The organism is Lactobacillus gasseri ATCC 33323 = JCM 1131 (assembly GCF_000014425.1).
Lineage (GTDB): Bacteria > Bacillota > Bacilli > Lactobacillales > Lactobacillaceae > Lactobacillus > Lactobacillus gasseri.
On sequence record NC_008530.1, the window covers coordinates 978,269 to 1,003,327 of the forward strand.

General features: G+C 33.9%; 22 protein-coding genes and 6 pseudogenes. 26 read left to right on the forward strand and 2 right to left on the reverse strand.

The features are described 5' to 3' along the window. Window positions 1-126: 126 nt before the first annotated feature. The 20 genes and pseudogenes from LGAS_RS04795 to LGAS_RS04895 form a co-directional block, all read left to right on the forward strand. Window positions 127-534, forward strand: a pseudogene (locus LGAS_RS04795) (ABC transporter permease); the annotation flags it as partial. A gap of 48 nt (window positions 535-582) precedes the next feature. Further along, window positions 583-990, forward strand: a complete 408-nt coding sequence (locus tag LGAS_RS04800) for a LytTR family DNA-binding domain-containing protein (RefSeq protein ID WP_048739115.1) — start codon at window positions 583-585, stop codon at window positions 988-990. Window positions 991-1,006: 16 nt separating this feature from the next. Next, a pseudogene (locus LGAS_RS04805) lies at window positions 1,007-1,405 on the forward strand (DUF3021 domain-containing protein); the annotation flags it as partial. A gap of 118 nt (window positions 1,406-1,523) precedes the next feature. After that, window positions 1,524-3,425, forward strand: coding sequence for a heavy metal translocating P-type ATPase (locus tag LGAS_RS04810; protein WP_003647319.1), 1,902 nt, complete (start codon window positions 1,524-1,526; stop codon window positions 3,423-3,425). Window positions 3,426-3,447: 22 nt separating this feature from the next. Beyond that, window positions 3,448-3,678 (forward strand): heavy-metal-associated domain-containing protein, encoded by a 231-nt coding sequence (locus LGAS_RS04815; protein WP_003647318.1) that lies wholly within the window; start codon window positions 3,448-3,450, stop codon window positions 3,676-3,678. Further along, window positions 3,678-4,229, forward strand: coding sequence for a DNA-binding protein (locus LGAS_RS04820; RefSeq protein ID WP_003647317.1), 552 nt, complete (start codon window positions 3,678-3,680; stop codon window positions 4,227-4,229). The genes LGAS_RS04815 and LGAS_RS04820 overlap by 1 nt, the downstream gene beginning before the upstream one ends. A gap of 17 nt (window positions 4,230-4,246) precedes the next feature. Then, on the forward strand, window positions 4,247-4,876 hold the full coding sequence (locus tag LGAS_RS04825; protein WP_003647316.1) for a Crp/Fnr family transcriptional regulator: 630 nt from the start codon (window positions 4,247-4,249) through the stop codon (window positions 4,874-4,876). 126 nt (window positions 4,877-5,002) lie between these two features. Then, on the forward strand, window positions 5,003-5,521 hold the full coding sequence (locus LGAS_RS04830) for a GNAT family N-acetyltransferase (protein WP_003647315.1): 519 nt from the start codon (window positions 5,003-5,005) through the stop codon (window positions 5,519-5,521). A gap of 89 nt (window positions 5,522-5,610) precedes the next feature. Continuing rightward, window positions 5,611-6,478, forward strand: a pseudogene (locus tag LGAS_RS04835) (NAD(P)-dependent oxidoreductase). A 117-nt stretch (window positions 6,479-6,595) separates the two neighbouring features. After that, a complete protein-coding gene (locus LGAS_RS04845; protein ID WP_003653021.1) occupies window positions 6,596-7,042 on the forward strand; it encodes a MarR family winged helix-turn-helix transcriptional regulator in 447 nt (148 codons plus the stop codon). Between the two features lie 115 nt (window positions 7,043-7,157). Then, window positions 7,158-7,595 (forward strand): annotated as a pseudogene (locus LGAS_RS04850) (N-acetyltransferase). A gap of 130 nt (window positions 7,596-7,725) precedes the next feature. After that, window positions 7,726-8,217, forward strand: coding sequence for a GNAT family N-acetyltransferase (locus LGAS_RS04855; RefSeq protein WP_003653017.1), 492 nt, complete (start codon window positions 7,726-7,728; stop codon window positions 8,215-8,217). 1 nt (window position 8,218) lies between these two features. Continuing rightward, on the forward strand, window positions 8,219-8,875 hold the full coding sequence (locus LGAS_RS04860) for a glucose-6-phosphate 1-dehydrogenase family protein (RefSeq protein ID WP_003647311.1): 657 nt from the start codon (window positions 8,219-8,221) through the stop codon (window positions 8,873-8,875). A gap of 78 nt (window positions 8,876-8,953) precedes the next feature. After that, window positions 8,954-10,234 carry a replication-associated recombination protein A gene (locus LGAS_RS04865; RefSeq protein ID WP_003653010.1) on the forward strand — a complete coding sequence of 427 codons (1,281 nt, stop codon included), beginning with the start codon at window positions 8,954-8,956 and terminating at the stop codon, window positions 10,232-10,234. Further along, window positions 10,224-11,129: pseudogene (locus LGAS_RS04870) on the forward strand (amidohydrolase family protein). Before LGAS_RS04865 ends, LGAS_RS04870 begins: the two are co-directional and overlap by 11 nt. Before the next feature lie 139 nt (window positions 11,130-11,268). After that, on the forward strand, window positions 11,269-11,982 hold the full coding sequence (locus tag LGAS_RS04875; RefSeq protein WP_003653748.1) for a Bax inhibitor-1/YccA family protein: 714 nt from the start codon (window positions 11,269-11,271) through the stop codon (window positions 11,980-11,982). 213 nt (window positions 11,983-12,195) lie between these two features. Continuing rightward, the gene (locus LGAS_RS09685; RefSeq protein ID WP_003653004.1) at window positions 12,196-12,342 is read left to right on the forward strand and encodes a hypothetical protein; all 147 of its coding nucleotides are present in this window, start codon (window positions 12,196-12,198) and stop codon (window positions 12,340-12,342) included. Window positions 12,343-12,409: 67 nt separating this feature from the next. Beyond that, window positions 12,410-12,661, forward strand: a pseudogene (locus LGAS_RS09765) (aldo/keto reductase). Window positions 12,662-12,701: 40 nt separating this feature from the next. Next, window positions 12,702-13,244, forward strand: a complete 543-nt coding sequence (locus tag LGAS_RS09580; RefSeq protein ID WP_232501005.1) for an aldo/keto reductase — start codon at window positions 12,702-12,704, stop codon at window positions 13,242-13,244. 71 nt (window positions 13,245-13,315) lie between these two features. Next, window positions 13,316-14,191: an aldo/keto reductase gene (locus tag LGAS_RS04895; RefSeq protein ID WP_003647309.1), complete on the forward strand. Its 876-nt coding sequence runs from the start codon at window positions 13,316-13,318 to the stop codon at window positions 14,189-14,191. Window positions 14,192-14,237: 46 nt separating this feature from the next. On the opposite strand, the gene LGAS_RS04900 is transcribed toward LGAS_RS04895, so the two are convergent. Continuing rightward, window positions 14,238-14,888, reverse strand: coding sequence for an endonuclease III domain-containing protein (locus tag LGAS_RS04900; RefSeq protein ID WP_003647308.1), 651 nt, complete (start codon window positions 14,886-14,888; stop codon window positions 14,238-14,240). A gap of 122 nt (window positions 14,889-15,010) precedes the next feature. Between LGAS_RS04900 and LGAS_RS04905 the strand changes: the two genes are divergently transcribed. Beyond that, the gene (locus LGAS_RS04905) at window positions 15,011-15,625 is read left to right on the forward strand and encodes a sugar O-acetyltransferase (protein WP_003647307.1); all 615 of its coding nucleotides are present in this window, start codon (window positions 15,011-15,013) and stop codon (window positions 15,623-15,625) included. Between the two features lie 101 nt (window positions 15,626-15,726). On the opposite strand, the gene plsY is transcribed toward LGAS_RS04905, so the two are convergent. Next, window positions 15,727-16,386, reverse strand: coding sequence for a glycerol-3-phosphate 1-O-acyltransferase PlsY (gene plsY, locus LGAS_RS04910; protein ID WP_003647306.1), 660 nt, complete (start codon window positions 16,384-16,386; stop codon window positions 15,727-15,729). Window positions 16,387-16,485: 99 nt separating this feature from the next. On the opposite strand from plsY, the gene parE reads away from it, so the two are divergent. From parE to recQ, 5 genes are all read left to right on the forward strand, one after another. After that, the gene (gene parE / locus LGAS_RS04915) at window positions 16,486-18,444 is read left to right on the forward strand and encodes a DNA topoisomerase IV subunit B (RefSeq protein WP_025012213.1); all 1,959 of its coding nucleotides are present in this window, start codon (window positions 16,486-16,488) and stop codon (window positions 18,442-18,444) included. A 16-nt stretch (window positions 18,445-18,460) separates the two neighbouring features. Further along, entirely contained in the window at window positions 18,461-20,941 is a 2,481-nt protein-coding gene (gene parC / locus LGAS_RS04920) for a DNA topoisomerase IV subunit A (RefSeq protein WP_003647304.1), read from the forward strand. 237 nt (window positions 20,942-21,178) lie between these two features. After that, entirely contained in the window at window positions 21,179-22,132 is a 954-nt protein-coding gene (locus LGAS_RS04925; RefSeq protein WP_003647303.1) for a LysR family transcriptional regulator, read from the forward strand. A gap of 118 nt (window positions 22,133-22,250) precedes the next feature. Continuing rightward, window positions 22,251-23,186: a manganese-dependent inorganic pyrophosphatase gene (locus LGAS_RS04930; protein WP_003647301.1), complete on the forward strand. Its 936-nt coding sequence runs from the start codon at window positions 22,251-22,253 to the stop codon at window positions 23,184-23,186. Window positions 23,187-23,259: 73 nt separating this feature from the next. Next, window positions 23,260-25,053 (forward strand): DNA helicase RecQ, encoded by a 1,794-nt coding sequence (gene recQ / locus LGAS_RS04935; RefSeq protein WP_003647300.1) that lies wholly within the window; start codon window positions 23,260-23,262, stop codon window positions 25,051-25,053. The last annotated feature ends 6 nt before the right edge of the window (window positions 25,054-25,059 follow it).

Here is a 25,059-nt window from a genome sequence, read left to right on the forward strand (position 1 = left end):
TGCAAAAGTACTATAATTGAAAGAAAAGATTTAAAGGAATAATCAATGACAATAATTGAACTGAAAAACGTTAATTATCAAGTGGGAAAATGAACTATTTTAAATAATCTATCTTTTGGGATAAAAATAGGTGCAATTGGCGCAACTTTATTAAATCTAATCGTTGTTTTATTCATTAATTCTTCGACTACTTTCAGTCTTTTATCCGCGGTAATCGGTGCGGCTGCCGGTTTTATGGTTGCTACTTATATGCCTTACGGAACTTTATCAAAAACTGCGCAAAGTATAGTAAAATTATTTCCAAGTAGTTATGAAGCAGCAAGCTTTAGAAGTTTGTTGTTGAATAAAATGAGTCAGCAAGATGTGCCGCTAAAGATGCGCCAGCAATTAATTGAGTATTTAGGTATTCATTTCAAATTTGGAAATCTACAGTTAAATAATTTGGATAATGTGTTAGTAATTATCGGGATGATTGTAGTTTTAGCAATCATTGTAATAATCTTGGCATCATTGCTGAATAGAAAGAAGAAATAATCAGTTAAGGTCAAATTCCAATCGGATTCTAATTTTGAAGATAATCAAATAACCGTAAAGATAATTTCGCTTAGTGAAACTCAGAAAGTAAGTAACTTAATTTCTTATATTAAAAAGTTCGATAAAAAGGTGACTTCAATTTTACCTGTTAAAACTGAAGATCGGATTTTGACTATTAAAGTAGAGGAAATTATCAAAGTTGAAGTTGAAAAAACAGAGTTAACCTTTTATACAACTAGTGCCATTGTTAAAACTAATGGTCGCTTATATCAAGTTTTAGAGAAACTAAATAGCGATTTCGTTCAAGTTTCTAAGCATGGAATTATTAATTTAAATTATCTTGAATCACTTAAGCCTGGATTTACAGGCAATATGATTGCAAAACTAGCACTTAAACAGAAAACGGATGTCTCAAGAAGATATTTGCCAGAATTAGAGAAAAGGCTGGGATTATAGAATGAAAATTTGGTAGAAAGCGTTACATTATTTTGTAACTGGTATGAGGTTCGGTGCAATTATTTATTTACTGATATTAGGAATGACTTCCAACGAAGTAGGGGATATTGCTGTTCCGATAAATAGTGTTTTTATCGTCTTCATTTGCAGTGGTTTGATTGGCGAATTAAGTTTTCTATTTAAAACGGACTTATCGTATTTTCTAGCATTTATTTTTCATCTTATTGGAACCCTTGCATTATTTTCAATAATGATGTTTTCAAATAATTGGTTGATTAATTGGCAAACTTTATTCATTTTTATCCTTGCTTACGCGATGATTTGGTTAGTCATTAGATTGACGCAGGAACGCGATATTAGGCGGATAAATCGACAAATCAAGAAGCGTAATAAACAAAAAGTTAAATTCAAATAATCTTACTAAAAGTACGAGCACTTAATTTTCAATATTAAGTGCTTTTTCTTGATGGTCATCAATTTTTGTAAAACTCATTTCTCCTAAACTAAAGCATGTAAAACAAAGGAGAATGTAAATGGTAAAGATTCAACAATTTTTTGTTAAACATCAAAAGATAATTTTGGCACTTAATACTGTGCTGATTTTATTTGCGGAAACAGCTAAGTGGTTATTCCATATCAATGCTGCTTATCAAGTTTTGATGCTAATAGTAGGAATTATTGGCTTAATTCCAATTTTGTTAACAGCTATTTCATCATTAAAAGTAAAATTAGTTTCTATTGATGTCTTAGTATCGTTAGCAGTAATTGGTGCTATTGTTATTGGCGAATTTAATGAAGCGGCGATTGTTACCTGGCTTTTTGCATTAGGTGATGTTCTAGAAGAACTTACCCTTAAAAAGACTCGTAAAGCTGTGTCTGATTTAACTAAAATGGCGCCAAAAACTGCGTTGGTTTTGCAAGATGACGGAGCAACGAAAGAAGAGGACGTAGATTTTATTGATCTTGGTGAAAAGATTTTGATTAAAACCGGCGATCAAGTCCCAGTTGATGGAAAAATTGTCGCAGGTTCAGGCTATTTAAATGAAGCCAATGTTAATGGTGAGTCAAAACCAGCTGATAAAAAACAAGGTGATCAAGTCTATGCCGGAACAATTCTAGAAGATGGTACCTTGACGGTAGAAACTACAGCAGCTGGAGATGATACTACCTTTGGTAAAATTATCGAAATGGTAGAAGAAGCTCAAGATTCTAAGTCTCATACTGAAAAATTAATCAATCGTTTTTCTAAATACTATACTCCAGCGGTATTAGTGATTGCGATTATCGTAGGCTTAATTACTAGAGACTTCAAATTAACGATTACAGTAATGGTTCTGGGCTGTCCCGGTGCTTTGGTTATTGGCGTTCCCGTTTCAACTGTCGCTGGTATTGGTAATGGGGCTAAGAACGGCGTGATGTTTAAAGGCTCACAAGTAATGGATGCGGCTCGTAAAGTTGATGAGATTGCCTTTGATAAAACTGGTACGTTAACAGTTGGCCATCCTGAGGTAAATAAAATTGAAGTTTTGAGTGGTAATAAGGATGAAATTATTAATCTTGCTGCCAATATTGAATCTCAAAGTAATCACCCGTTAGCCAAAGCAATGGCTAAACTAAGTGAGCAGAAGATTGATCAAATCGAGACTAAGACAGTTAAGGGCAACGGTATGATAGCTGACTTGGATCGAGAAAAATATTATTTAGGGAATTTAGCTTTAATTGAGGAAAATACCTTTGCTAATTCTAAATTAACTCAAGTGGTTAATAAATTAAGTAATTTGGGAAACTCTGTTGTAGTCTTAGCTAATAGTAATCAAAGTAAATTGGCTGTTTTCGGCATTAAAGATCGTCTTCGCCCAGAAGCAGAAGCTGCATTAAGGCAATTGAAGCAACTAGGTATCAAGAAGTTGATTATGCTTTCAGGTGATAATCAAGAAACTGCTCAACAAATTGCGGCTGATTTGCCAATTGATGAAATTCATGGGCAAATGTTGCCAGCAGATAAGGCACAATTTGTTAAGAAGGAACAAGAAAATGGTCATCATGTTGCCTTTATCGGTGACGGCATCAATGATAGTCCGGCGTTAGCTAATGCCGATATTGCTATTGCGATCGGTAGCGGTACGGACGTTGCAGTCGATGTTTCAGATATTGTTTTAGTTAAAAATGATTTGCGTAAAATTGCCGATGCTTTATCAATTTCTAAACGAACGGTTTTAAATATGAATGAAAATATTGGGATTGCATTGTTAACTGTGTTGTTATTGTTTATTGGATTATTTACAGGTTATGTCGAGATGGCTAATGGCATGTTTATTCATGAATTCAGCATCTTGGTCGTAATCTTAAACGGGATGCGTTTAATTAAAAATCATCGAAAAGTTGACGGCCATCAATTTTCTGATAAAGAAAAAGATTTAGCATTAAACATGTAAGGAATAAGAAAGGAAGATTTTTATGCAAAAAGTAATGATGAAGTTAGGTGGCATGACTTGCCCATCTTGTTTAACCAAGATTGAAAAGGCGGTTGAAGATGTCGATGGTACAGATCAAATCAAGGTATTATTTAATGCCGGTAAGTTAAAGTTCATGATGAATGCTGATAAGGCTAATGTTGACGATGTTAAAACAGCAATCGAAAAGATGGGCTATGAAGTCAAGGGTGTAAAGGCAAAGGAGCTAGACTAATGAAGGCTGAGGAAGCATACAAGGCAGAATTAAAGCAAAGTGATATTGATCATCATACGCCTACAGCTGGTGCAATGGTGGATCACATTATTGCTAATTTATTAATCCATACTTTGAAAATAGATCAAGCTAAGTTCTTCGCCAAGGGTTCGGCTAGTTTATTTTTAGAACAGCATGCTGATGAGTGGATCAGATATGAACAGAATGAGTTTAACCAGTTAAATCAAATTTTAGTTAATAACGGCGAAAGTATTCCTACCACTACTGATCAATTTAAAGAATATACTATGCTTGAGGAGAATGGAGCAAGTAAGTACGAAAATGGGCAAGATCAACTTTTTGCTTTAGTAAAAGACTTTGATACACAAATTTTATTTATTACTAAAGCAATTGCCTTAACTCAAAAAGAAACTTGGCCAGAATTGAGTGCTAATTTGATTGAACTGCTAGCCTGGATTAAGGAACAAATCCGTCAATCGCAAAACTTTTTAGGTCATGAATTGCGTGAAAGATTGTATACTGAAGAAGATGATGACGACGATGATTTTTAACTAAAGGAAGTTTTTAGATGGCAGAGTTATGTGTACATTTAGTTCCATTATTTAATGCATTACCAACAAATGATCAAATGCAAATAGAAGAACTAGTTCACCATCAAAATTATCAAAATGGTGAATTAGTAATGGATCCTACTTCAAGTAATAATTTAGTAATTGTTGCTCATGGTGGTGCCCGCCTTTATACTTTAGACGAAAATGGCCGTGAAAATATTACCCAGATTTTAAAGACGGGTGATTATGCGGGTGAAAACTGGTTATTTGGTGAAGCAAATACGAATACTTATGTGGAAGCTACAGAAAATAGTGATATTTGTTTACTCAACCGAAATGATTTTTTAGCTTTAATGAAAAAGAAACCAGAATTAAGTATTCAACTCTTAGAACAAAATATTATTAAAGTACGTGCTATGCATAAGCAAATTCAATTATTAAGTTTGCCTAAGGTAGAAGATCGACTATTGAGTTATTTACAGGCTTATGCAAAACAAGTGAATAAAAATTCATTTACTTTGCCCCTAAAAATGAAAGATTTAGCCTTGTATTTAGGCACTACTCCCGAAACTTTATCGCGTAAATTTGTACTGTTAGAGAAGCAGGGGAGCCTAAAACGAAAACTACGTCATATTGATTTATTATAGTTATTAAAGATCTACGAACTAACTGGTTCGTGGATTTTTTGATTATCGGAAATTAATAAAGAGTAGTTTTTAAATTCAAAAAGGAATTGCTCCTTTGATAAAATTTTATTAAAGGAGGGAGACAATATGTCACTAATTTATATTCGTCAAGCAGCCAAAAATGACCTTGAACAAATCATGCCGATTATTGATGAGGCAAAAAAGTTTTTAAAAGAAGAAGGAAATCCGCAATGGCAAAGTGGTTATCCCAATGTTGAGACTATTACAGCCGATATTAAAGACGGGGCCGCTTGGGTCTTAATCGTTGATCAGAAAATTGCTGGTTATACTGCAATTACGGATGGACCTGATCCTAATTACAAGCAGATTGATGGAAAATGGAAGAATGATCTTGATCCTTATGTGGCCATTCATCGCGTTGCAATTTCTGATGAGTATCGCGGGATGCACCTTGCTAGCTATTTAATGAGCAGTTTGATTTCAATGCACTATGCGGAAGGCATAAGGAATTATCGCGTTGATACTTTTCGAACTAACGACGTAGTTCGGCATATTGTTGAAGACGCTGGCTTTGTAAAACGTGGTAATATTAAGAATATGGATCCAATTGATCCATACCGCGTTGCTTTTGAATTAAATTTATAGTTTTAGAATAAATAGAGGGGGCTTAATTGCATCCCTCTTTTTTAGTAGCATCTAATTAAATAGATTGTTAATTAAAGGAAACAAAAATTATGAAAATTGGATTTATCGGTATCGGTGTAATGGGTACAGGAATTATTAATAACTTACGGAAAAATAATTATGATGTAACTGTCTATAATAGAACAAAAGCTCATGCGCAAACAGTTTTGGATAATGGGGCTAAATGGGCAAACAATCCAGCTGAACTAACTAAAAAAGTTGATATTTTATTCACTATGGTTGGCTTTCCAAAAGATGTTGAAGATATTTATTTTGGTCAGGATGGTATCTTGATTGTCGCCAAAGCTGGTCAATATATTGTTGATATGACCACGAGTAAACCTAGTCTGGCACAAAAGATTGGTCAAATTGGTGAAGAAAAAGGCTTACATATCTTAGACGCTCCGGTTTCTGGTGGGGATATTGGCGCCAAAAATGGAACTTTAACGGTCATGATCGGTGGCCATAAAGAAGACCTTAATCATTTGCATGATTTATTCATAACCTTTGCTAGCAAATTAAATTATTTTGGCAGTTATGGTAGTGGACAACATGCTAAGATGGCTAATCAAATTATGATTGCTGGAACCAACCATGACTGGCATGACCGAAATGCTGGTATATGTTAAAGCGGCACATTTAAATTTAGAACAAATTTGTCAAACCTTGCAGTCTGGTGTAGCAGAGAATTTTAGTCTAGATTCATATGGTCCAAAAATATTGCAGGGTGATTATACACCTGGTTTTTTTGCTAAACATTTTTTAAAAGATTTGCGTATTGCCTTAGAAGAAGCTGATAAGATGCAGTTAGATCTGCCTGCGACTGAAGAAGCAAGGCATTTATATGAAATCTTGGTTGACCAAAAGAAATTGGGCAATGATGGAACACAAGCTTTGATTAAGTTGTGGTGGAAGTAATGAGTTTCAGAACATCATTAGCTGATAAAATGCGGCAGCCGCTGTAGTTTTGCTAATTTGTTTTGTACTCAATTTTACCTTAAAAAATAGAACTAAACCGGAATTATAGTGAGATCAATGAAAATATATAATTATATCAATAAAGTTAAAAAATTAGATATTCTTTTGTCAAGGGAGATTGCTCAAATATTATTGCGACAGGGCGTTCCTTTTCCTAAATCACAAATTGAAGTAGTTATATATTTATATCATCATCAAGATCAAGTTGTGTATCAGCGTGACTTGCCGGATGTTTTGGGAATTACGCGACCAATGGCTAATGGGTTAGTAAAACATCTGATTCAGAAAAATGCTGTAAAATTAATCGAAGATTCAGATGATTCAAGATTAAAGCGTATTAAATTAATGCCAGTAGTAATAGCGGATATTGATTCTCGAACTGCTGCTTTTGCTAAAGAATTTAACCAAATGGAAGGTAAGATGACCAAAGGCTTTACTCAGAAGCAGCGTGATGAGTTCGATCAATTGTTGGTAAGAGCTATTAAAAATTTAGAAGAAAAGTAGGAAAATGAGCTTCACTTTTGGGTGTAAAACTCATTTTTTATGATAATTTTTGATATTAAAATGATATTTTAATTATCTAAATCACGTATCATTATTAATGGAAAGAGGTGATAAAATGCAAAAAATTACTTACTATAATTCTCCCGTTGGTCAAATTCTACTAGCTAGTGATGAACAAGGCTTAACTGGTTTGTGGCTTCATAGCGATCGCTTTTATGCTGATAATTTAGCTAAAGATCATCAACTTGGTAAAAATAAATATTTAGATGATGCTATCAGATGGCTTGATATTTATTTTGCAAGAAAGGATCCTAATTTTCTCCCTAAATTACATTTAATTGGGACAACTTTCCAAAAACAAGGAGTTGGGAGTAAATTAATAGAGTTTTCACTAAGTAAAATGAAACGACCAGTTTATTTAGAAGTATTAACGGGTAATCCAGCAAAAGAATTATATTTGCACAAGGGATTTAAATTCTGTAAACATTAATCAGGAAAGATGCCAGGAAACGAAGATTTCAAAGTTGAAGTGGATTTATTAGTTTACAGGTAGAAAAAAGAGTTAAAGATATTTAGTAGATATAATGAGCTGCAAGAGTTACTAACTTTTGTTGCTTTTTTATATTGAAGATAAAACAAGATGATGATATTTTTTAATTAAAAGATAGGAAGAAGTGAATACCATGATTATTCGTAGAGTAACGATGGATGATTTAGAAGAAGTAGTAAATCTAGAATCTGCTGCATTTAAGATGACTAAAGAGCAAACCAGAGACGATATGGTTGGAAGAATTGAAAATTATCCTGATACTTTTTTGGTAGTACAAGAAGATGGTAAAGTAATTGGTCATATTTTTGGTCCTGCTTTTAATAAACGCTACATTGAAGATGAACTATACTTTAATAATCATCCCAATCAAAAAGATGATCGGTATCAAATGATATTAAGCTTGGCTGTTTTGCCTGCATATCGTAAACAGGGAATTGCAACAAAATTAATTGAAGCATTGGTGCAAGTTGCTAAAAAGCAAAAGCGCCGAGCCATTTCTTTAACTTGTTTACCAAAATTGATTAAATTTTATAAAAAACGTGGTTTCCATAATGAAGGAAAAACTAGTGATGATATTCCAGATCCAACTGGTGTTACTAGTGTAAATATGGTAAGGACTTTATAAAATGACTAAATTAACTGAAGAAATGTATGCAATTTTTGATCGTGACGAATTTGCTTTTAAAAAGCTGAAAGAGAAACATTCTGAAGAGGAGATAGCGCAAATAAAAGCAAGTTTTAAAAAAGTTTGGCAGACCTGGAAAGAGGTAAACTTAAATGTTTATCAAAAATTGCCACAAGATAAATTTGCTAAAGTTCATGTCGAAAGTTGGACAAATGGTTGGAACTTACGCGATCACTATTGGGCAGCTTATCGTTTAAATACTTTGGCTGATAAAAGCCCCTGCATCGGTGTAATGCTTGATAAAAAACAATTGCAAGTTTATTTAATGTTTCAACATTATAAGAGTGAAAAACGCGGTGACAGTCCTGAACAATATAATAAATTACTCGCTGATATTCCAACTTGGGCAAAGAATCGCAAAATTAGTAACTGGTACTTATGGGACAAAAATGAGATGGAATTTGCTGATCATTTGTCCTTGAATGAATATTTAAAAGACACACAAAAGCAAACTACGTTTAATGAAGAAGCCATCAAAACAAGTTTCTTACTGGGCAAGTTTGCTTTTAGAAATCAAGATCAAATTGAAGATATGGAAGAATTTATTTTGGATGGGATTAAGCAGTTATTGCCGTTATATGAAAAAATAGAACGTTAGATAAATTTGTCTAAAACCAGCAACTGTGCTAATAATTAGGGTGAGATTTAATTTACTATAAGTAAGCGAGTGAATTCTATGCCAATAAAAAAGCCATTAGCAGACTTAATCAGGCCTAAAGATTTATCACAGTTTGTAGGTCAAAAAGATTTAATTGAAGAGGGACGTCCCCTTTATCAAATTATTAAAAAACATGTACCAATTTCACTGCTTCTCTGGGGACCACCAGGAACAGGAAAAACTAGTTTAGCTCAAATTATTGCTCGTGAATTTGACTATCCATTGGCAACTTTTAACGCTTCAATTGATAATAAGGCTAAGCTTACCCAGATCATTAATACATATCCTTATCAATCCTTTGTTTTATTAATTGATGAGATTCACCGGATGACCACTACGCTGCAAGATTTTCTGCTGCCTTATTTAGAAAATGGACGTATTCTTTTAATTGGGGCAACTACGGAAAATCCTATTATGTCGATTGTGCCAGCAGTGCGATCACGGTGTCAGATTTTTGAATTCAAAGCGTTAAGTGATGAAGATATTGAACAAGTTTTAATCCGTGCTTTAAAAGAAGTCTTTCATTTTAAAGATGAAAATATTGACCGAAAAGCGGTTAAGATTATTGCCATTTCCGCCGATGGAGATTTACGAGTAGCATTAAATCTTTTAGAAACGATTCATGCAGTTAATGAGGATCTTTCAGTTGAAGAAGTAAAGCAATTTGTAAAGGGACAACATTTTGCTTATGATCGAAAAGCAACTAAGCACTATGATTACTTAGCTGCTTATTCCGATTCAATAGCCGGTTCTGACACAGACGCCGCTTTATATTATTTAGCAGTTTTACTTAAAAATGGAGATCTTGCTTCAGTAGTAAGGCGTCTGCGTGAGATTCCATATACTTACATTGGCTTAGCTAATCCTGAGCAAGCTACGCAGATTGTGATTGCAGCTAATCAAGCAGAAAAAATTGGCATGCCTAAGGCAAAATATCCCTTGATGTTTGCAACAATGCTGATGTGTTTATCGCCAAAATCAGGTGTTTTTGATGAAATCTGGCAAAAATTAGACGAAGATACTGATCATCCAAGTAAGCATCCCATGCCACGAGGACTTCGTGATATGCACTATAAACATTCTGAAGAAATAACTGGTGGCGGACTAATTGATAATCCATTTGCGCAGCCCTTTCAGATCGCAAAGCAAAATTACATGCCTAAAGGGCTTGAAGGAAAAAGATATTATTTTGCCAAAGATAACGCAAGTGAGAAAAAGTTTGAACAGCAGTATTTGAAGCTGCATCGATATATTTATGGTAAGGATTATGATAAAGAAGGTAATAACTATGAAAATTGATGCGTTTGCACATATTTTAACGCCGGAATTTTATCAAACAATGCTTGATATTGATGCGTCGATTCCGCAAAAATATCCCTTTATTAAGATAGAAACTTTAGTTAATTTAGATGAAAGAATAGCTAAGTGGCCTGATAAAAATACTAAGCAAGTTATTTCCTTTGCAAATATTAATCCAGAAGACTTTGTTGATGGAGAAGAGGCCAGTAAGCTTGCATAGTCTGCTAATCAAGAGTTAGCTGGTATTGTTGCAAATCATCCAAAGTATTTTGAAGCTGGAGTAGGGATGCTGGCTATGAACAACATTCCTGCCTCGCTTAAGATTCTAGAGAATATAGAAAAAAATCCTTATTTAGTCGGAGCGCAAATTTTCACACGTCATTTAGAAAAAAGTATTGCTGATCCGGAATTTGAACCTATTTTATTAAAAGCTGCAGAACTAAATCTTCCATTATGGCTTCATCCTGTATTTGATAATCGAAAGCCTGACAATAATTTAGTATTTTCTTGGGAATATAAATTATCGCAAGCAATGCTGCAGCTAGTTCAAAGTGATATTTTCAAAAAGGCACCCGACTTAAAGATTCTTGTTCATCACGCTGGTGCAATGGTGCCGTTCTTTAGTGGTAGAATTGATCATATTTTAAATCAAGAACATGCAGAGATGTTTAAGAACTTTTATGTAGACACAGCTATTTTAGGGAATACGCCTGCTTTGCAACTTGCATTAAATTATTTTGGTATTAATCATGTTTTGTTTGGAACTGATGCTCCGTTTGCAATTATGCCATCAGGAGCTGATAAGATAGTATCTGATGCAATTGAAAACCTAGATATTTCCGATTTATATGATAAGAAGATCTTTGAGACAAATTACCAACATATGATTAAGTAACTTATTCGTTTATGTAAGACTGAGTGGTTAAAGAACTGCTCAGTCTTTTTATTACAAAAATTTTATAATACATTTCTTTTTTCTTTGTTCTGACTAAGTGCTACATTAAAGATGAATAGTGGAGATTGGAGGAGATATTATGTATAACTTTGATCAGAATCCAGAACGTCGACACTTAGTTGATGAATCTGGAGTAAATATATTTTTAAGTAGACTTTATGGATTAATGGCATTAGCCGTTTTAGTTTCGGCATTAAGTTCTTATTTAACAATGACTGTTTTTGCTAGACAAATGGTAAATCTGATGAATTATCATCCTTGGGCAATGTGGTTTTTACTACTTTTGCCAATCGCATTGACATTAATCATCAATTTCAATGCTACAAGAAGTCCAGGAATGAGTTTTGTCTTGCTAATGCTCACAGCAATTGTCTATGGCGTAACTTTTGCCTTTATTGCAGGTGCTTATACTGGCGAAGATATTGCTTCAGCCTTTATAGCTTCAGCAAGTGTCTTTATTGTAATGGCTATTCTAGGAACAGTAACAAAACGTGACTTAAGTAGAATTGGTTCCTATGCTTCGGCTGCCTTAATTGGCTTAATAGTAGCGATGCTCATCAACTTGTTCTTAAAGAATCCAACAATAGATTATATTTTTTCATTTATTGCAGTTATTATCTTTACCATTTTAACTGCTTGGGATGCACAAAGAATCAAGAATATTTATTTACAATTTGGCGGAGAACTTTCAACAAACGGCTTAGCAGTATTAGGAGCACTTCAATTGTATTTAGACTTTGTTAACTTGTTCTTGCAGTTCTTAGATATTTTTGGTTCTAATGATAATAATTAGTTTTTATATTTATTGACGTTCAGGTTTAATACTTGAAACAAATTTTATTAGTTTATTTATAGCCTCCTTTAAATATATACTTGGGGCTATTTTTATACATTTAATTTTTAAGAACTATGCCTAAAAGTAATAGGAAAGCATTTACAATAGATATTTCACACTTATATTTTATCCTATCTATAATTAAGAAAAAGACAAGAAGGATGAATTATAATGCAATATCAAAAACTAGGTAAATCAGATTTAAATGTTTCTCAATTTGCATTGGGATGCATGGGCTTTGGTAAGGGAAGTGGCAGTAACGTCAATGACCGTTCATGGACAGTAGGACAAGAACAGGCAAATGAAGTAATTAAATGAGCACTTGATTTAGGCGTTAACTTTTTTTGATACTGCTCCAGCTTATCAAGATGGTACTAGTGAAAGAATTTTAGGTGCAGCAATAAATAAACTCACTAGCAGAGATAAAGTCACAATTGCAACTAAGTTTGCCACTAGAACACCATAAGAAATTAAAGATAAGGTCTCTGGAAAAGATCATGTTCTAAACTCTTTGAATCCAAGTCTTAAAAATCTAGAAACAGACTATGTAGATTTATATATCTATCATATTTGGAATTGGCTAACTCCCATGGAAGAAATTGCAGAAGGCTTAGCTGAAAGCAGTAAAAAGTGGTAAAGTTCGCTATCTTGGAATTTCTAATGCTTACGCCTGGCAAATTGCTCAAATGAATGATTATATGAAAGAACATAATTATCCGCAATTTGTTTCAATTCAGGATCATTACAATCTTATTTATCGCGAAGATGAACGTGAATTATTTACCTTCGCACATGAAAATAACTTAGGACTAACGCCTTATAGTCCCTTAGCTAGTGGTCGTTTAGCCCATCCGTTTGGAACACAAATTACTAGAAGAAAGCAAGATCTTTTTTCAGAAAAAGATAAGTATGGTAAAACTGTCGATATTGATCGTCCAATTATCGATGAAGTAGAAAAAATAGCTCAAAATCATAATATTTCAATGGCTGCAGTTGCTCTTGCATGGCTTAAAACTAAAGTAAATGCTCTGATTGTTGGGGCTACAAAAGTGCATCACTTAGATGCTTTAGAAGAAGCTATCAAGTTTAATTTAAGTAAAGATGAAGTTCAGGCTCTAGAAGATCCATACAGAGCACATGATCTAGAAGGCGTGATGGCTGACAATCGTGACCGTGAACATAACTGGACGCAGTATTTAGCTAAGAGTGCTGAGAAATAGTCCCATATATTTTATTTATTACTTTACTAGCACTAGAATGAAACTGATAGATAAAAAGGGAGGACTATACTATGACAGAAGTTCCAACAATTACATTAAATGACGGTAATAAGATGCCACAAGTAGGGTTAGGCGTTTTTAGAATTCCAGATCATGATAAGGCAAGACAAACAGTAGAAATGGCTTTGGCAAACGGGTATCGAATGATCGATACTGCTGAAGCATACGATAACCAAATTGCAGTTGGAGAAGCTATTGCAGAGAGTGCTGTTAATCGGGATGATATCTTTTTAACTACTAAGATTTGGGTTTCAAATATGTCATTTGAAAAAGCTACCAAGGCGATTGATCATGACTTAAAAGAATTAGGTACAGATTACATCGATTTAGTATTACTTCACCAACCATACGGTGACACTTTCGGTGCTTGGAATGCTTTAGAAGCTGCTAAGAGTGCAGGTAAAATCCGTTCAATTGGCCTATCAAACTTTTATCCTGACCAATATATGAACTTAGAATTAGCTCATGAAGACAAGCCTGCAATTAACCAAATTGAGATTAGTCCTTGGTTCCAGCAAGCTAATGATGTTAAATTCTTCCAAGGAAGAAATGTTGCTGTTGAAGCTTGGGCACAATTTGCAAACGGCAAACATGATATTTTTAATAATAAAGTTTTGACAGAAATTGCTGAAACCCACCATAAAACTGTTGGACAAGTTATCTTACGTTGGTTAACTCAAAAGAGTATTATTGTTATTCCAAAGGCTGTTCATGATGAACATCAAAAAGAAAACATTAATATCTTTGACTTTGAATTAACACAAGATGAAATGGCGAAGATTGGGGAACTAGACAAGGGTGAAAGTCAATTCTTCGATCACCGTGATCCTGCTGCTATTGACGATATTTTTGGCGAGAGTTTAAAACAACTTCGTGATTCAGAATAATTAAGCTTTAACAAAGACAAAAGAGACTAGTATTATCTAGCCTCTTTTATTTTGTAATTATTAATTGATAATTATTTAAAAAAGTTGTTTTAAATTCTTTGGGAAGTTTGTATTTTTGATTAAACATCACAATCATTGCATGAAAATTTTGATAGTTACGCAAAGTAAAATGATCGACATTAGCTTCTACTAACTCTTTGGCCTTTTGATAAGAGGAAGGTAAGGGACAGGCTAAGCAATCAAATAAACGCCTGGCATAAGTATCAACGACGAACTCGCCTTTTTGAATGCCATACATTAAGATCACATCTGCTGTTTCTGGACCAATTCCTTTAATGCTAAGCAGTTCAGGACGTAACTGTTCCTTAGATAATTGACGACATCTATCTAGGTCAAACTCATACTTCTGAAAGTAAGTAGCCAATCTTTTCAGTGTGGCAGCTTTTCTAGTGAAGAAGCCAGCAGAAGCAATAGCTTTTTCTAATTTATTATCGGACAGATTTAAAATATTTTCTGGCCAGAAATTCGTAGCTTGATACAGAGTTGCTAAAGCCTTATCAACATTTTTCCAATTAGTATTTTGGATCAAAATTGTTGACCAAATAACGTGCCAGTCGCTTCTTCCAGGCCACCAACCATTAGGATCTAAGTGCTCGTACATTAAGTCATAGAGTTCATTCAAATTGATCTTTTTCATTATTATTCCTCCACTAACTAATTAATTATCATAATCTTAAGCATTCAATTTAACAAAAATATGATATTTTAGGTACTAATAGATAAAATAAAAGGATAAATATAAGAAACTAGGTTTTGATAATGGAAGAAAATACTAAAAAAATGCTCGCCGGTTTACCATATCGTCCAGATACTAAAGAGTTAAGTAGAATTTCAATGAAGGCCCATCGCTTAAGCAGGGATTATAATCAAACTGCCGATGAAGATAAAGAAGTCAGAAAAGCAATTATTGATGAACTTTTTCCAGACCATGAAACAGGAGTATATTTACAAGGACCAATTGAGGTTGACTATGGAAAATTTACTAAACTAGGTAAAAATTTCTATGCCAATTTCAACTTAACTATTTTAGATACTTGCCCTGTAACGATAGGTGATAATGTAATGTGCGGTCCAAATACCTCATTAGTAACTCCGCTTCATCCCTTATTACCTGAGCAGCGTAATGCACGTCTTCAAAAAGATGGAAAAATTGCTGATATCGAATATGGTGCTCCCATTACAATTGGCGATAACTGCTGGTTAGCAAGTAATGTAACTGTTTGTCCCGGTGTAACTATTGGTAAGAATTGTGTTATCGGGGCAGGGAGCGTAGTAACTAAAGATATCCCAGATAATTCACTTGTCTTAGGAGTTCCAGGTCGGGTAGTAAGAAAAATCACTGAAAAGGATCGCTTAGATAATTATCCCTACTAAAATTTGATATAGAATAGTCTTGCGAACATTTGTTTGAATGAAGTATAATAGCTATGAAAAAAGACTGTTAAAGCATTAACTTTAGCAGTCTTTTGTTCTTACTATTTATTTATTTTAGATTTACGATTGAGTAATCCATGAGATTTTTTATACCAATACCATAGTCCAAAAGGAACGATATTTTCTTCATGATTGATTAGTCGTTTAATATTAGAACGATGTCTTACAAATAATAAGATCATCATGATTCCAGTAATAATGGTTAGAAAGATATCATGAAACCAGAAAGAACAAATAAAAATTATTACTATTGAAACTAGACTAGATAAACTTACGTATGAAGTAATAAAGAGCATTGGTAAAAATACTACTGCGCACAGTCCAAAAAATTTTAGATTGTAGCCTAAGAATACACCTGCACTAGTTGCTACTGCTTTTCCTCCCTTGAATTTTAGGAAGATTGAAAAAGTGTGACCTAAAATAGCGCAAGCACCAGCAATTAATAATAAATACTTTGGTCCCCTTAAATGGAAGATTAAAGGCAAATCAGTAGCAAGTGTTCCCTTTAATACGTCAATGATTAAAACTACACTACCGGCTACCGGTCCCATTACTCTGAATGAATTAGTTGTTCCAATGTTTCCTGATCCAAAATTTCTTATATCTTCATGAAAAAATATTTTTCCCATTAACACACCGGTAGGAAAGGACCCAATTAAGTATGCTAAAATAAAAACTAGTAAATAATTCAACGTAGACATTTAATTTTCAACCCCATTTAAAATCTAAAGCTATTTTAACAGAGATTATAGTAGCTGTGGGATTGATTTTGATTGTCTGTTAAAAATGGAGGCATTTATTTGGCTAAAACAAATAAAACGACCAGTTCATATGATGATTCTTCGATCCAGATTCTTCATGGACTAGAAGCAGTAAGAAAACGTCCAGGAATGTATATCGGTTCAACTGATCGACACGGTCTGAATCAACTAGTTTATGAAATTGTTGACAACTCAGTTGATGAAGCAATGGCTGGTTATGGTAAAGAAATTAACGTAACTATTCATAAAGATAATTCCATTACAGTCCAGGATTTCGGACGTGGAATGCCGACTGGGATGCATGCATCAGGAATTCCAACAATTGAAGTTATTCTAACTGTTTTGCACGCAGGTGGTAAATTTACTGAAAAGAATTATCAAACCTCTGGTGGATTGCACGGTGTTGGTTCTTCTGTTGTCAACGCATTATCTTCCTATTTAAAGGTTAGAGTTGTCAGAGATGGTCAAGCTTATGAAGAAGAATTTGAAAATGGTGGTCACCCGATTGGTACTCTTAAGCATTTAGGTAAAACTAAAGATAAAAATGGTACTACGATTACTTTTAAACCAGATGCAACTATTTTTTCAACTACTACTTATAATTATGAAACCATTCAAGAGCGCATTCGTGAATCAGCATTTCTTTTAAAGGGTGTTAAATTTACTTTAACTGATGAACGCGAACCCGAACATCATGATAAATTTCTTTATGAAGATGGAATTAAGTCATTTGTATCTTATTTAAACGAAGATAAAGATACGATGGGAGATGTATTCTACTTTTCTGGTAAGCAAAATGGCATTGAGGTTGAATTTGCTGGTCAGTATAATGATGGCTACTCAGAAAACTTTGTTTCGTTTGTAAATAATGTTCGAACTGCTGATGGTGGTAGTCACGAAGCTGGGGCACGAAGTGGATTCACTAAAGCTTTTAACGATTATGCTAAAAAGCAGGGTTTATTAAAAAATAAGGACAAAGGTTTAGAAGGTAGCGATTACCGTGAAGGTCTAAGTGCAGTCTTATCTGTTAAAATTCCTGAAGAGTTACTAGAATTTGAAGGACAAACTAAGGGTAAATTAGGTACCCCACAAGCAAGAAGTGTTGTTGACAGTATTGTTTACGAGCAACTTTCTTACTACTTAATGGAAAATGGAGAGTTTGCCCAGAGTTTAGTTCAAAAAGCTCAAAAGGCGAGGGATGCACGTGAAGCTGCTAAAAAAGCTAGAGATGAAAGTCGAAGTGGCAAAAAGAGACGTAAGAAAGAAATTCTTTCTGGAAAATTAACTCCTGCTCAGTCACGTAATCCTAAGAAAAATGAATTATTCCTAGTCGAGGGTGACTCAGCCGGTGGGTCTGCAAAGCAAGGACGAGATCGAAAATTTCAAGCAATCTTACCATTGCGTGGTAAAGTATTGAACACTCAAAAAGCTAAATTACAAGATATCTTTAAAAACGAAGAAATTAACACCATGATTCATACTATTGGAGCTGGCGTTGGTTCTGATTTTCAAATTAAAGATGCTAATTACGATAAAATCATCATCATGACAGATGCGGATACTGATGGTGCTCATATTCAAATTTTGCTATTAACCTTCTTTTACAGATATATGCGTCCAATGGTTGAAGCAGGGCGCGTTTATATCGCACTTCCGCCGCTTTATAAGCTTCAAAAAGGAAATGGCGCCAAGGCAAAGATCAAATATGCTTGGACTGATGAAGAGCTAAGTGAAGACTCTAAAGATATGGGTAAAGGCTTTGCTTTGCAGCGTTTTAAAGGTTTAGGTGAAATGAACGCTGATCAGTTATGGGAAACTACTATGAATCCTGAAACCCGTACTTTAATTAGAGTTAAGATTGATGATGCACAACTTGCTGAAAAGCGCGTGACAACTTTGATGGGAGATAAGGTTGCTCCGAGAAGAAAGTGGATTGACGAAAATGTTAAATTCCGCATGGGCGAAGATGGCTCAATTCTAGAAACAAGTAGAGATTAAGAGGTTATATTTTTAAATGGCAAAAACTACTGAAAGAATTAGGGAACTACCTCTTGAAGAAGTTATGGGAGAAAGATTTGGACGATATTCAAAATATATTATTCAAGAACGTGCTCTTCCTGATATTCGAGATGGTTTAAAACCTGTTCAACGTCGTATTCTTTATGCAATGTATAAAGATAACAATACATATGACAAACCTTATAAAAAAGCTGCTAAGGCTGTCGGAAATGTAATGGGTAACTTTCACCCTCATGGAGATAGTTCTATTTATGGTGCTCTAGTTCACTTATCTCAAGATTGGAAGATGCGTGAACCTTTGATTGAGATGCACGGTAATAATGGATCTATGGACGGGGATGGTCCAGCAGCAATGCGTTATACCGAATCTCGTTTAAGTAAAATTTCTAATTTACTTTTACAGGATATCGATAAAGAAACAGTTCAAATGATTTTGAACTTCGATGACACAGAATATGAACCAACTGTCCTACCTGCGCATTTCCCTAATTTATTAGTTAATGGTTCAACTGGAATTTCTGCTGGATATGCAACTGAAATTCCGCCTCATAACCTAGCTGAAGTTATTGACGCAGCTGTTTATCTCTTGAAACATCCCGATGCTACCACAGATGATTTAATGGAATTTGTTAAAGGACCAGATTTTCCAACTGGTGGTATTGTACTTGGGACAAAAGGTATTAAGGAAGCGTATGAAACCGGCCGTGGAAGAATACAAGTTCGTTCTAAGACCACTATTCAAGATATTAAAGGACACCGTCAGCAAATTGTAGTTACTGAAGTGCCATTTGGCGTCAATAAGGCAATGATGGTCAAAAAAATTGACGAAATTCGTTTAAATAAGGAAATTGATGGAATTTCTGAAGTAAGAGATGAAACTGACCGTCATGGACTTTCAATCGTTATTGAATTAAAAAAGGGTGCAGATAGTCAAAATATTTTAAACTATCTTTTTAAGAATACTGACTTGCAAGTTTCATACAACTTCAATATGGTTGCAATTGACCGTATGACTCCCGTGCAGGTTGGTTTGAAACGGATTTTATCTTCATACTTGACTCATAAAAAAGATGTAGTCACTAAGAGAACTGAATTTGATTTAAAAAAGGCTAAGCAACGACTAGAAATAGTTGAAGGCCTGATTCATGCACTAGATATTTTAGATCAAGTGATTAAGACAATTAGATCTTCTAAAGATAAAAAAGATGCTAAAAATAATTTAATCGCTAAATATGAATTTACTCCTAATCAAGCCGAGGCTATTGTTTCTTTACAGCTATATCGCCTAACTAATACTGATGTTAACCAACTGAAGCAAGAACAAACAGAACTAAATAAAAAGATCGACAAATTCAATGAAATTTTAAGCGATAATCAGGTTCTGGAAAAAGTTGTAGTTAAAGAGTTAAATGCAGTCAAAAAAGAATTTGGCTCCCCAAGAAGAACTGAAATTACAGCTAAAGCCGCTAAAATTGAAATTAATGAAAAAGCTCTAGTAGCCGATGAAGACGTTCGCGTATTGGTAAGTAAAGATGGTTACTTAAAACGCTCATCTATTCGTTCATTCCAATCTACTGATACCAGCGACAATGGATTACCTGATGGCGATAAGGTTATTTTTGAAAAGACAATGTCAACGTTAGATAACCTTTATATTTTTACCAATAAAGGAAATCTTATTTATCGGCCAGTTCATGAATTAATAGAAACAAAGTGGAAGGAAACTGGTCAACACCTTTCTCAAGAAATCGGACTTGATAGTGATGAAGAAATCATTCGAGTATTTGAAATCAATGATTTAAAAGCTAACTTAAACTTTTTAATTGCTACAAATGATGGCTATATTAAACAAGTTACCCTAGCTGATTTGCAGCCGACTAGAACTTATAAATCTCGTGCCATAACTGCAATTAAGCTCAAGAGTAAAGAAAGTAAAGTTGTAAGAATTGATCAAGTTAAACCAGATAGTAAGCAAGAAATTACCTTGATAACTAATCAAGCATATGCAGTCAGATTTGATATTAGCGAAATTCCAACCTCTGGTTCTAAAGCAGTAGGAGTTAAGTCCGTTAATCTTAAAGACAACGATTACATCGTAAATTATGTTCTTGCGGATCCTAAATATGTTGATTTAATTAATATTGGAATTATTACTCAACGTGGGGCATTTAAGCAGCTTAAACTCAACTTAATAAACAAGGTAACTCGAGCTAAACGAGGTGTATTAGTACTACGTGAACTTAAAACTAAACCTCATCGTATTATGGCAATCAATAGCTACGGCGAAAATCATATCTTGCATTTAACTACTTCTAGTGATCGTCATATTGAACTAAATACATCTGAATTTCCGTTAGGTGATCGATATTCAAATGGCTCATTTGTTTTAGATCCAATGACAGATGGAACACCGATTTCATTAACGCTGGGACAACCGTTAGCAGATGGCAGAGATATAACAGAAGACCTATTTTAAATAAAAGCTAAGAATAGCATTTTAAAAGCTACTCTTAGCTTTTTTATTAAGATAAATTATTATAGAAAAATAGCTTATATTTTATGTAAATATTTTCATTATCTAGATACAGGTGTTATGATAAAAAGTGTGGGATGAATAATAAGCTTTACAAAAGGCTATCAGAAAATAATTGTATGTATTTTAAATTTATATCAATTAGATGCTATTCCAGATTTATATAAGAGGCGTTCAATCATGAAAACAAATACTGATGCAGTTCTATCTGCGAAATCTTTACGTTACTTTCTTCAATTAATTGATAACATGAGTTACACTCAAGCAGCTCAAATCTTAGGAATAACCCAACCAGCATTAACTCAACAAATTAAGAAGCTAGAGCGTGCAGTTGGATCTCCCTTATTTGGTCAAATGGGAAAAAAGCTTTACTTAACTGATGCAGGTCTAAAAATGGAGGAAACAGCTAAGGCACTATTTTCAACGGTTAACAATGCTGTTGATAGTATTCAGCAATATACAAAATCAGATACTGGAACTATTTCCTTAGGTGTATTATCTACGATTGAAGCTAGGGTTATTGATCAATTTTTGATTGAATTTAACCAAAAATATCCAGAGATAACGTTACATGTTGGCTTTTACAATAGAACAGAGCTTTGGGATAAATTAGATAATAATCAATTAGATCTAGCAGTTCTTTATATGCCAGATCACAACGCGACTGTTAAAAACATGAAACAATATATGGCTAAGCAAATTTATCCTGAATCAGTAGTATTTTTAACTCATAATTCAGAAGCAAAGTTTAATAAGTTAACACAACATAAGTGGGTAACTTATCCTAAGGATTACTACTTACCTCAAATTGTGCGTCGATTTTATGCTGCTGAATTTCCGAATAATGAGTTGCCAGCTTCAGTTACTTTTACTGCTCCTTATCAACTAATAAAATTCGCAGAACAAACGGATTACAATACTTATGTTTCAAAGAGTTTTTATAAAGCACATAAAGCTAAAATCACGCTTTCCCCATTAGAGCCAAAACATGAAACAAACTTTGAAAGCTGCTTTATTTATCGTAAAAACAAGAGTGAAATACCTAGATTAGTTAATTTCTTAAATGAATGGGATAAATTTATTAATGAAAAAGATTATGATAGTCGATTAGAAGAGGTTAAAGTTAATATTTAATTTTAAAGCATTGTTTTTATAACTAAAAGCAATGCTTTTTAGTACTGGATTGATTTGCTTAAGTTCAAATTTTAATCTAAAATATTAAATAGATATAATTTTAAAGGAGCTCTATATAATGGCAAAAGAATTGATTTTTGGTCACCAAAATCCCGATACTGATGCAATCGGAACTGCAATTGCATACTCATACTTACAAAACAAATTAGGTTACGATACTGAAGCAGTTGCTTTGGGCGAAGCTAATGATGAAACTAAGTATGCTTTAAATAAATTTGGTTTTACAGCACCTCGTGTAATTAAAACTGCCTCAAATGAAGTTGATGCAGTTATGCTTGTTGACCACAACGAACCTCAACAAAGTGTTTCTGACATTGATAAGGTTAAAGTAACTCACGTAGTAGATCACCACCGTATCATGAACTTTAATACCGCTGATCCTTTATACTACCGTGCAGCTCCAGTTGGTTGTACAAGTACAATTATGTGGCAAATGTACAACGAAAAAGAAATTGAAATTCCACAAGATATTGCCGGAATTATGCTTTCAGCTATTATTTCAGATACTTTATTATTAAAATCACCAACTACTACAGATCAAGATAAGGAAGCCGTAGAAGCTTTAGCTAATATCGCTGGGGTTAATTACAAGGAATATGGTCTTAAGATGCTTAAAGCTGGTACTAACATTGCTGATAAGTCAGAAGAAGACTTAATCGATTTAGACGCTAAGAGCTTTGAATTAAACGGTAGCAATGTTCGTGTAGCACAAATTAACGTTGTTGACTTACCAGAAGCCTTAGAACGTAAAGAAGCCTTCTTAAAGGCTATGGATGAAGCTTCTAAGAGTGAAGGCTACGACATGTTCATGCTTTTGATTACTAATATTCTTGATTCAGATTCAGAAGCTTTAGTAGTAGGTAGTGATGAATCCAAAGCTAAGTTTGAAAAAGCATTTAATACTAAGTTGTCAGATTCAGAAGTTAAATTGCCAGGTGTTGTTTCAAGAAAGAAACAAGTTGTTCCTCCATTAACTAATGCTTTTGAGGCTTAAGTTATTATTTAGTTCAATTTTAGAAAAGACAGGTATGATCTTTCATACTTGTTTTTTTATTTAACTAGGAAAAATGAAATCATTACAAGTATTAAAAGATGTATTTGGCTACACAACTTTTCGAGCAGGACAAGAAAAAGTTATTAATTTGGTGCTTAAAGGAGAAAATGTTCTAGCAGTAATGCCAACTGGTGCAGGCAAATCGCTGTGTTATCAAATTCCTGCCTTAATTAACCCTGGTTTAACTTTGGTAGTTTCACCCTTAATTTCACTAATGAAAGACCAAATTGATTCATTAAAACAAAATGGTATTAATGCGGCAGCCCTAAATTCGGCGACTCCTCAAGAAGAAGTAAATCCAATTTTAAGGCAAGCCTATGAAGGAAAAATAAAGCTGCTTTATGTAACTCCTGAGCGATTAGCAATGAATTATTTTCGCTATCAGCTGAACTTCTTAAATGTTTCATTAGTCGCAGTCGATGAAGCACACTGTATTTCACAATGGGGACATGATTTTCGACCAGCTTATCGCCAAATAATGGATGGCGTCAAATCAATTAAGAGTAATCCGAATATTTTAGCTTTAACTGCAACAGCAACCCCCTCAGTTCAAAAAGACATCGCTGACCAATTGCAGATACCTTCTGCCAATTATGTTATTACTTCATTTGCAAGGCCCAATCTAAGCTTCAAGGTAGTGGATAATCCTAAAAATACTAATTTGTATCTTTTAGACTATATTAAACAGCATCCCCATGAATCTGGAATCATATATGCTAGTACAAGAAAACACGTTGAAGAATTAACTGACTATTTGGCTCAAAATGGCATTTTAACAGCTAGTTATCACGCTGGTCTTTCTAATAAAGAGAGGGCAGATGTACAAGATGCTTTTCAATTCGATAAAGTACAAGTAATAGTGGCTACTAATGCTTTTGGAATGGGAATTGACAAAAGAAATGTTCGTTTTGTCATTCATGCTAACAGTACACCAAATTTAGAATCATATTATCAAGAAGCCGGCAGAGCAGGTAGAGACGGTGAAGCTTGTGAGGGGATATTAATCTATCACCCTAAAGATATTCGACTCTATCGCTGGTTTATTGAACAATCTGATTTAGATGACGAGTATCAAAAAATACAATATCAAAAACTAGCTATGATTACTAAATATGTAAATACCACAGAGTGTTTACAACAGTTTATTGTCAGCTATTTTGGGCAAAGCTGTGATCCTTGTGGCAAGTGTTCTAACTGTTTAGGAACCTTTATTGAAAAAGACATTACTTCAGAAAGTAAAAGTATCATTTCAACTATTTATGAACTGGATGGTCGTTTTGGTAAGACTGTGGTTGCTGATGTAGTTTCAGGAGCAAATAATCAACGCATGAGAGAAATTGATGCAGCTCATCTAAAACATTATGGTAGTTTAAAGCTGGGAAAGACTAAGATCCTAGATTTAATAAATTATCTAATTAGCCATAATTATTTACAACTAACTGATAGTCAGTATCCATTAGTTCATGTGACTAATTTAGGATGGGACGTCTTAGATAATAAAAAGCGTGTAACTCAAAAAATTTCTAAAAAAAGAGAAAGGTTAATTCAAACTTCTAGTCAAGTTTCCAAAGAGGAAAATGACCTGTTTGTTAGATTAAAAGAAATTCGCTTAGGTTTGGCTAAAAAGCAGGGGATACCAGCTTTTTATATCTTTTCAGACAAGTCTTTAAGAGAAATGTCACTGCAAAAGCCTGAAACACAAGCAGATCTTTTAAATATTTCGGGAGTAGGTCAAGCAAAGCTTAAAGCCTATGGTCAAATTATGTTAGTTGCAATTAAAAATTACTTGAAAGAACAGACAGACTAATGAAGT

Excerpts from the sequence above, each read along its gene's own strand:
- LGAS_RS04810 (WP_003647319.1), top strand. The coding sequence starts at position 1,524 with ATGGTAAAGATTCAACAATTTTTTGTTAAACATCAAAAGATAATTTTG.
- LGAS_RS04815 (WP_003647318.1), top strand. The coding sequence starts at position 3,448 with ATGCAAAAAGTAATGATGAAGTTAGGTGGCATGACTTGCCCATCTTGT.
- LGAS_RS04820 (WP_003647317.1), top strand. The coding sequence starts at position 3,678 with ATGAAGGCTGAGGAAGCATACAAGGCAGAATTAAAGCAAAGTGATATT.
- LGAS_RS04825 (WP_003647316.1), top strand. The coding sequence starts at position 4,247 with ATGGCAGAGTTATGTGTACATTTAGTTCCATTATTTAATGCATTACCA.
- LGAS_RS04830 (WP_003647315.1), top strand. The coding sequence starts at position 5,003 with ATGTCACTAATTTATATTCGTCAAGCAGCCAAAAATGACCTTGAACAA.
- LGAS_RS04845 (WP_003653021.1), top strand. The coding sequence starts at position 6,596 with ATGAAAATATATAATTATATCAATAAAGTTAAAAAATTAGATATTCTT.
- LGAS_RS04855 (WP_003653017.1), top strand. The coding sequence starts at position 7,726 with ATGATTATTCGTAGAGTAACGATGGATGATTTAGAAGAAGTAGTAAAT.
- LGAS_RS04860 (WP_003647311.1), top strand. The coding sequence starts at position 8,219 with ATGACTAAATTAACTGAAGAAATGTATGCAATTTTTGATCGTGACGAA.
- LGAS_RS04865 (WP_003653010.1), top strand. The coding sequence starts at position 8,954 with ATGCCAATAAAAAAGCCATTAGCAGACTTAATCAGGCCTAAAGATTTA.
- LGAS_RS04875 (WP_003653748.1), top strand. The coding sequence starts at position 11,269 with ATGTATAACTTTGATCAGAATCCAGAACGTCGACACTTAGTTGATGAA.
- LGAS_RS09685 (WP_003653004.1), top strand. The coding sequence starts at position 12,196 with ATGCAATATCAAAAACTAGGTAAATCAGATTTAAATGTTTCTCAATTT.
- LGAS_RS04895 (WP_003647309.1), top strand. The coding sequence starts at position 13,316 with ATGACAGAAGTTCCAACAATTACATTAAATGACGGTAATAAGATGCCA.
- LGAS_RS04900 (WP_003647308.1), bottom strand. The coding sequence starts at position 14,888 with ATGAAAAAGATCAATTTGAATGAACTCTATGACTTAATGTACGAGCAC.
- LGAS_RS04905 (WP_003647307.1), top strand. The coding sequence starts at position 15,011 with ATGGAAGAAAATACTAAAAAAATGCTCGCCGGTTTACCATATCGTCCA.
- plsY (WP_003647306.1), bottom strand. The coding sequence starts at position 16,386 with ATGTCTACGTTGAATTATTTACTAGTTTTTATTTTAGCATACTTAATT.
- parC (WP_003647304.1), top strand. The coding sequence starts at position 18,461 with ATGGCAAAAACTACTGAAAGAATTAGGGAACTACCTCTTGAAGAAGTT.
- LGAS_RS04925 (WP_003647303.1), top strand. The coding sequence starts at position 21,179 with ATGAAAACAAATACTGATGCAGTTCTATCTGCGAAATCTTTACGTTAC.
- LGAS_RS04930 (WP_003647301.1), top strand. The coding sequence starts at position 22,251 with ATGGCAAAAGAATTGATTTTTGGTCACCAAAATCCCGATACTGATGCA.
- recQ (WP_003647300.1), top strand. The coding sequence starts at position 23,260 with ATGAAATCATTACAAGTATTAAAAGATGTATTTGGCTACACAACTTTT.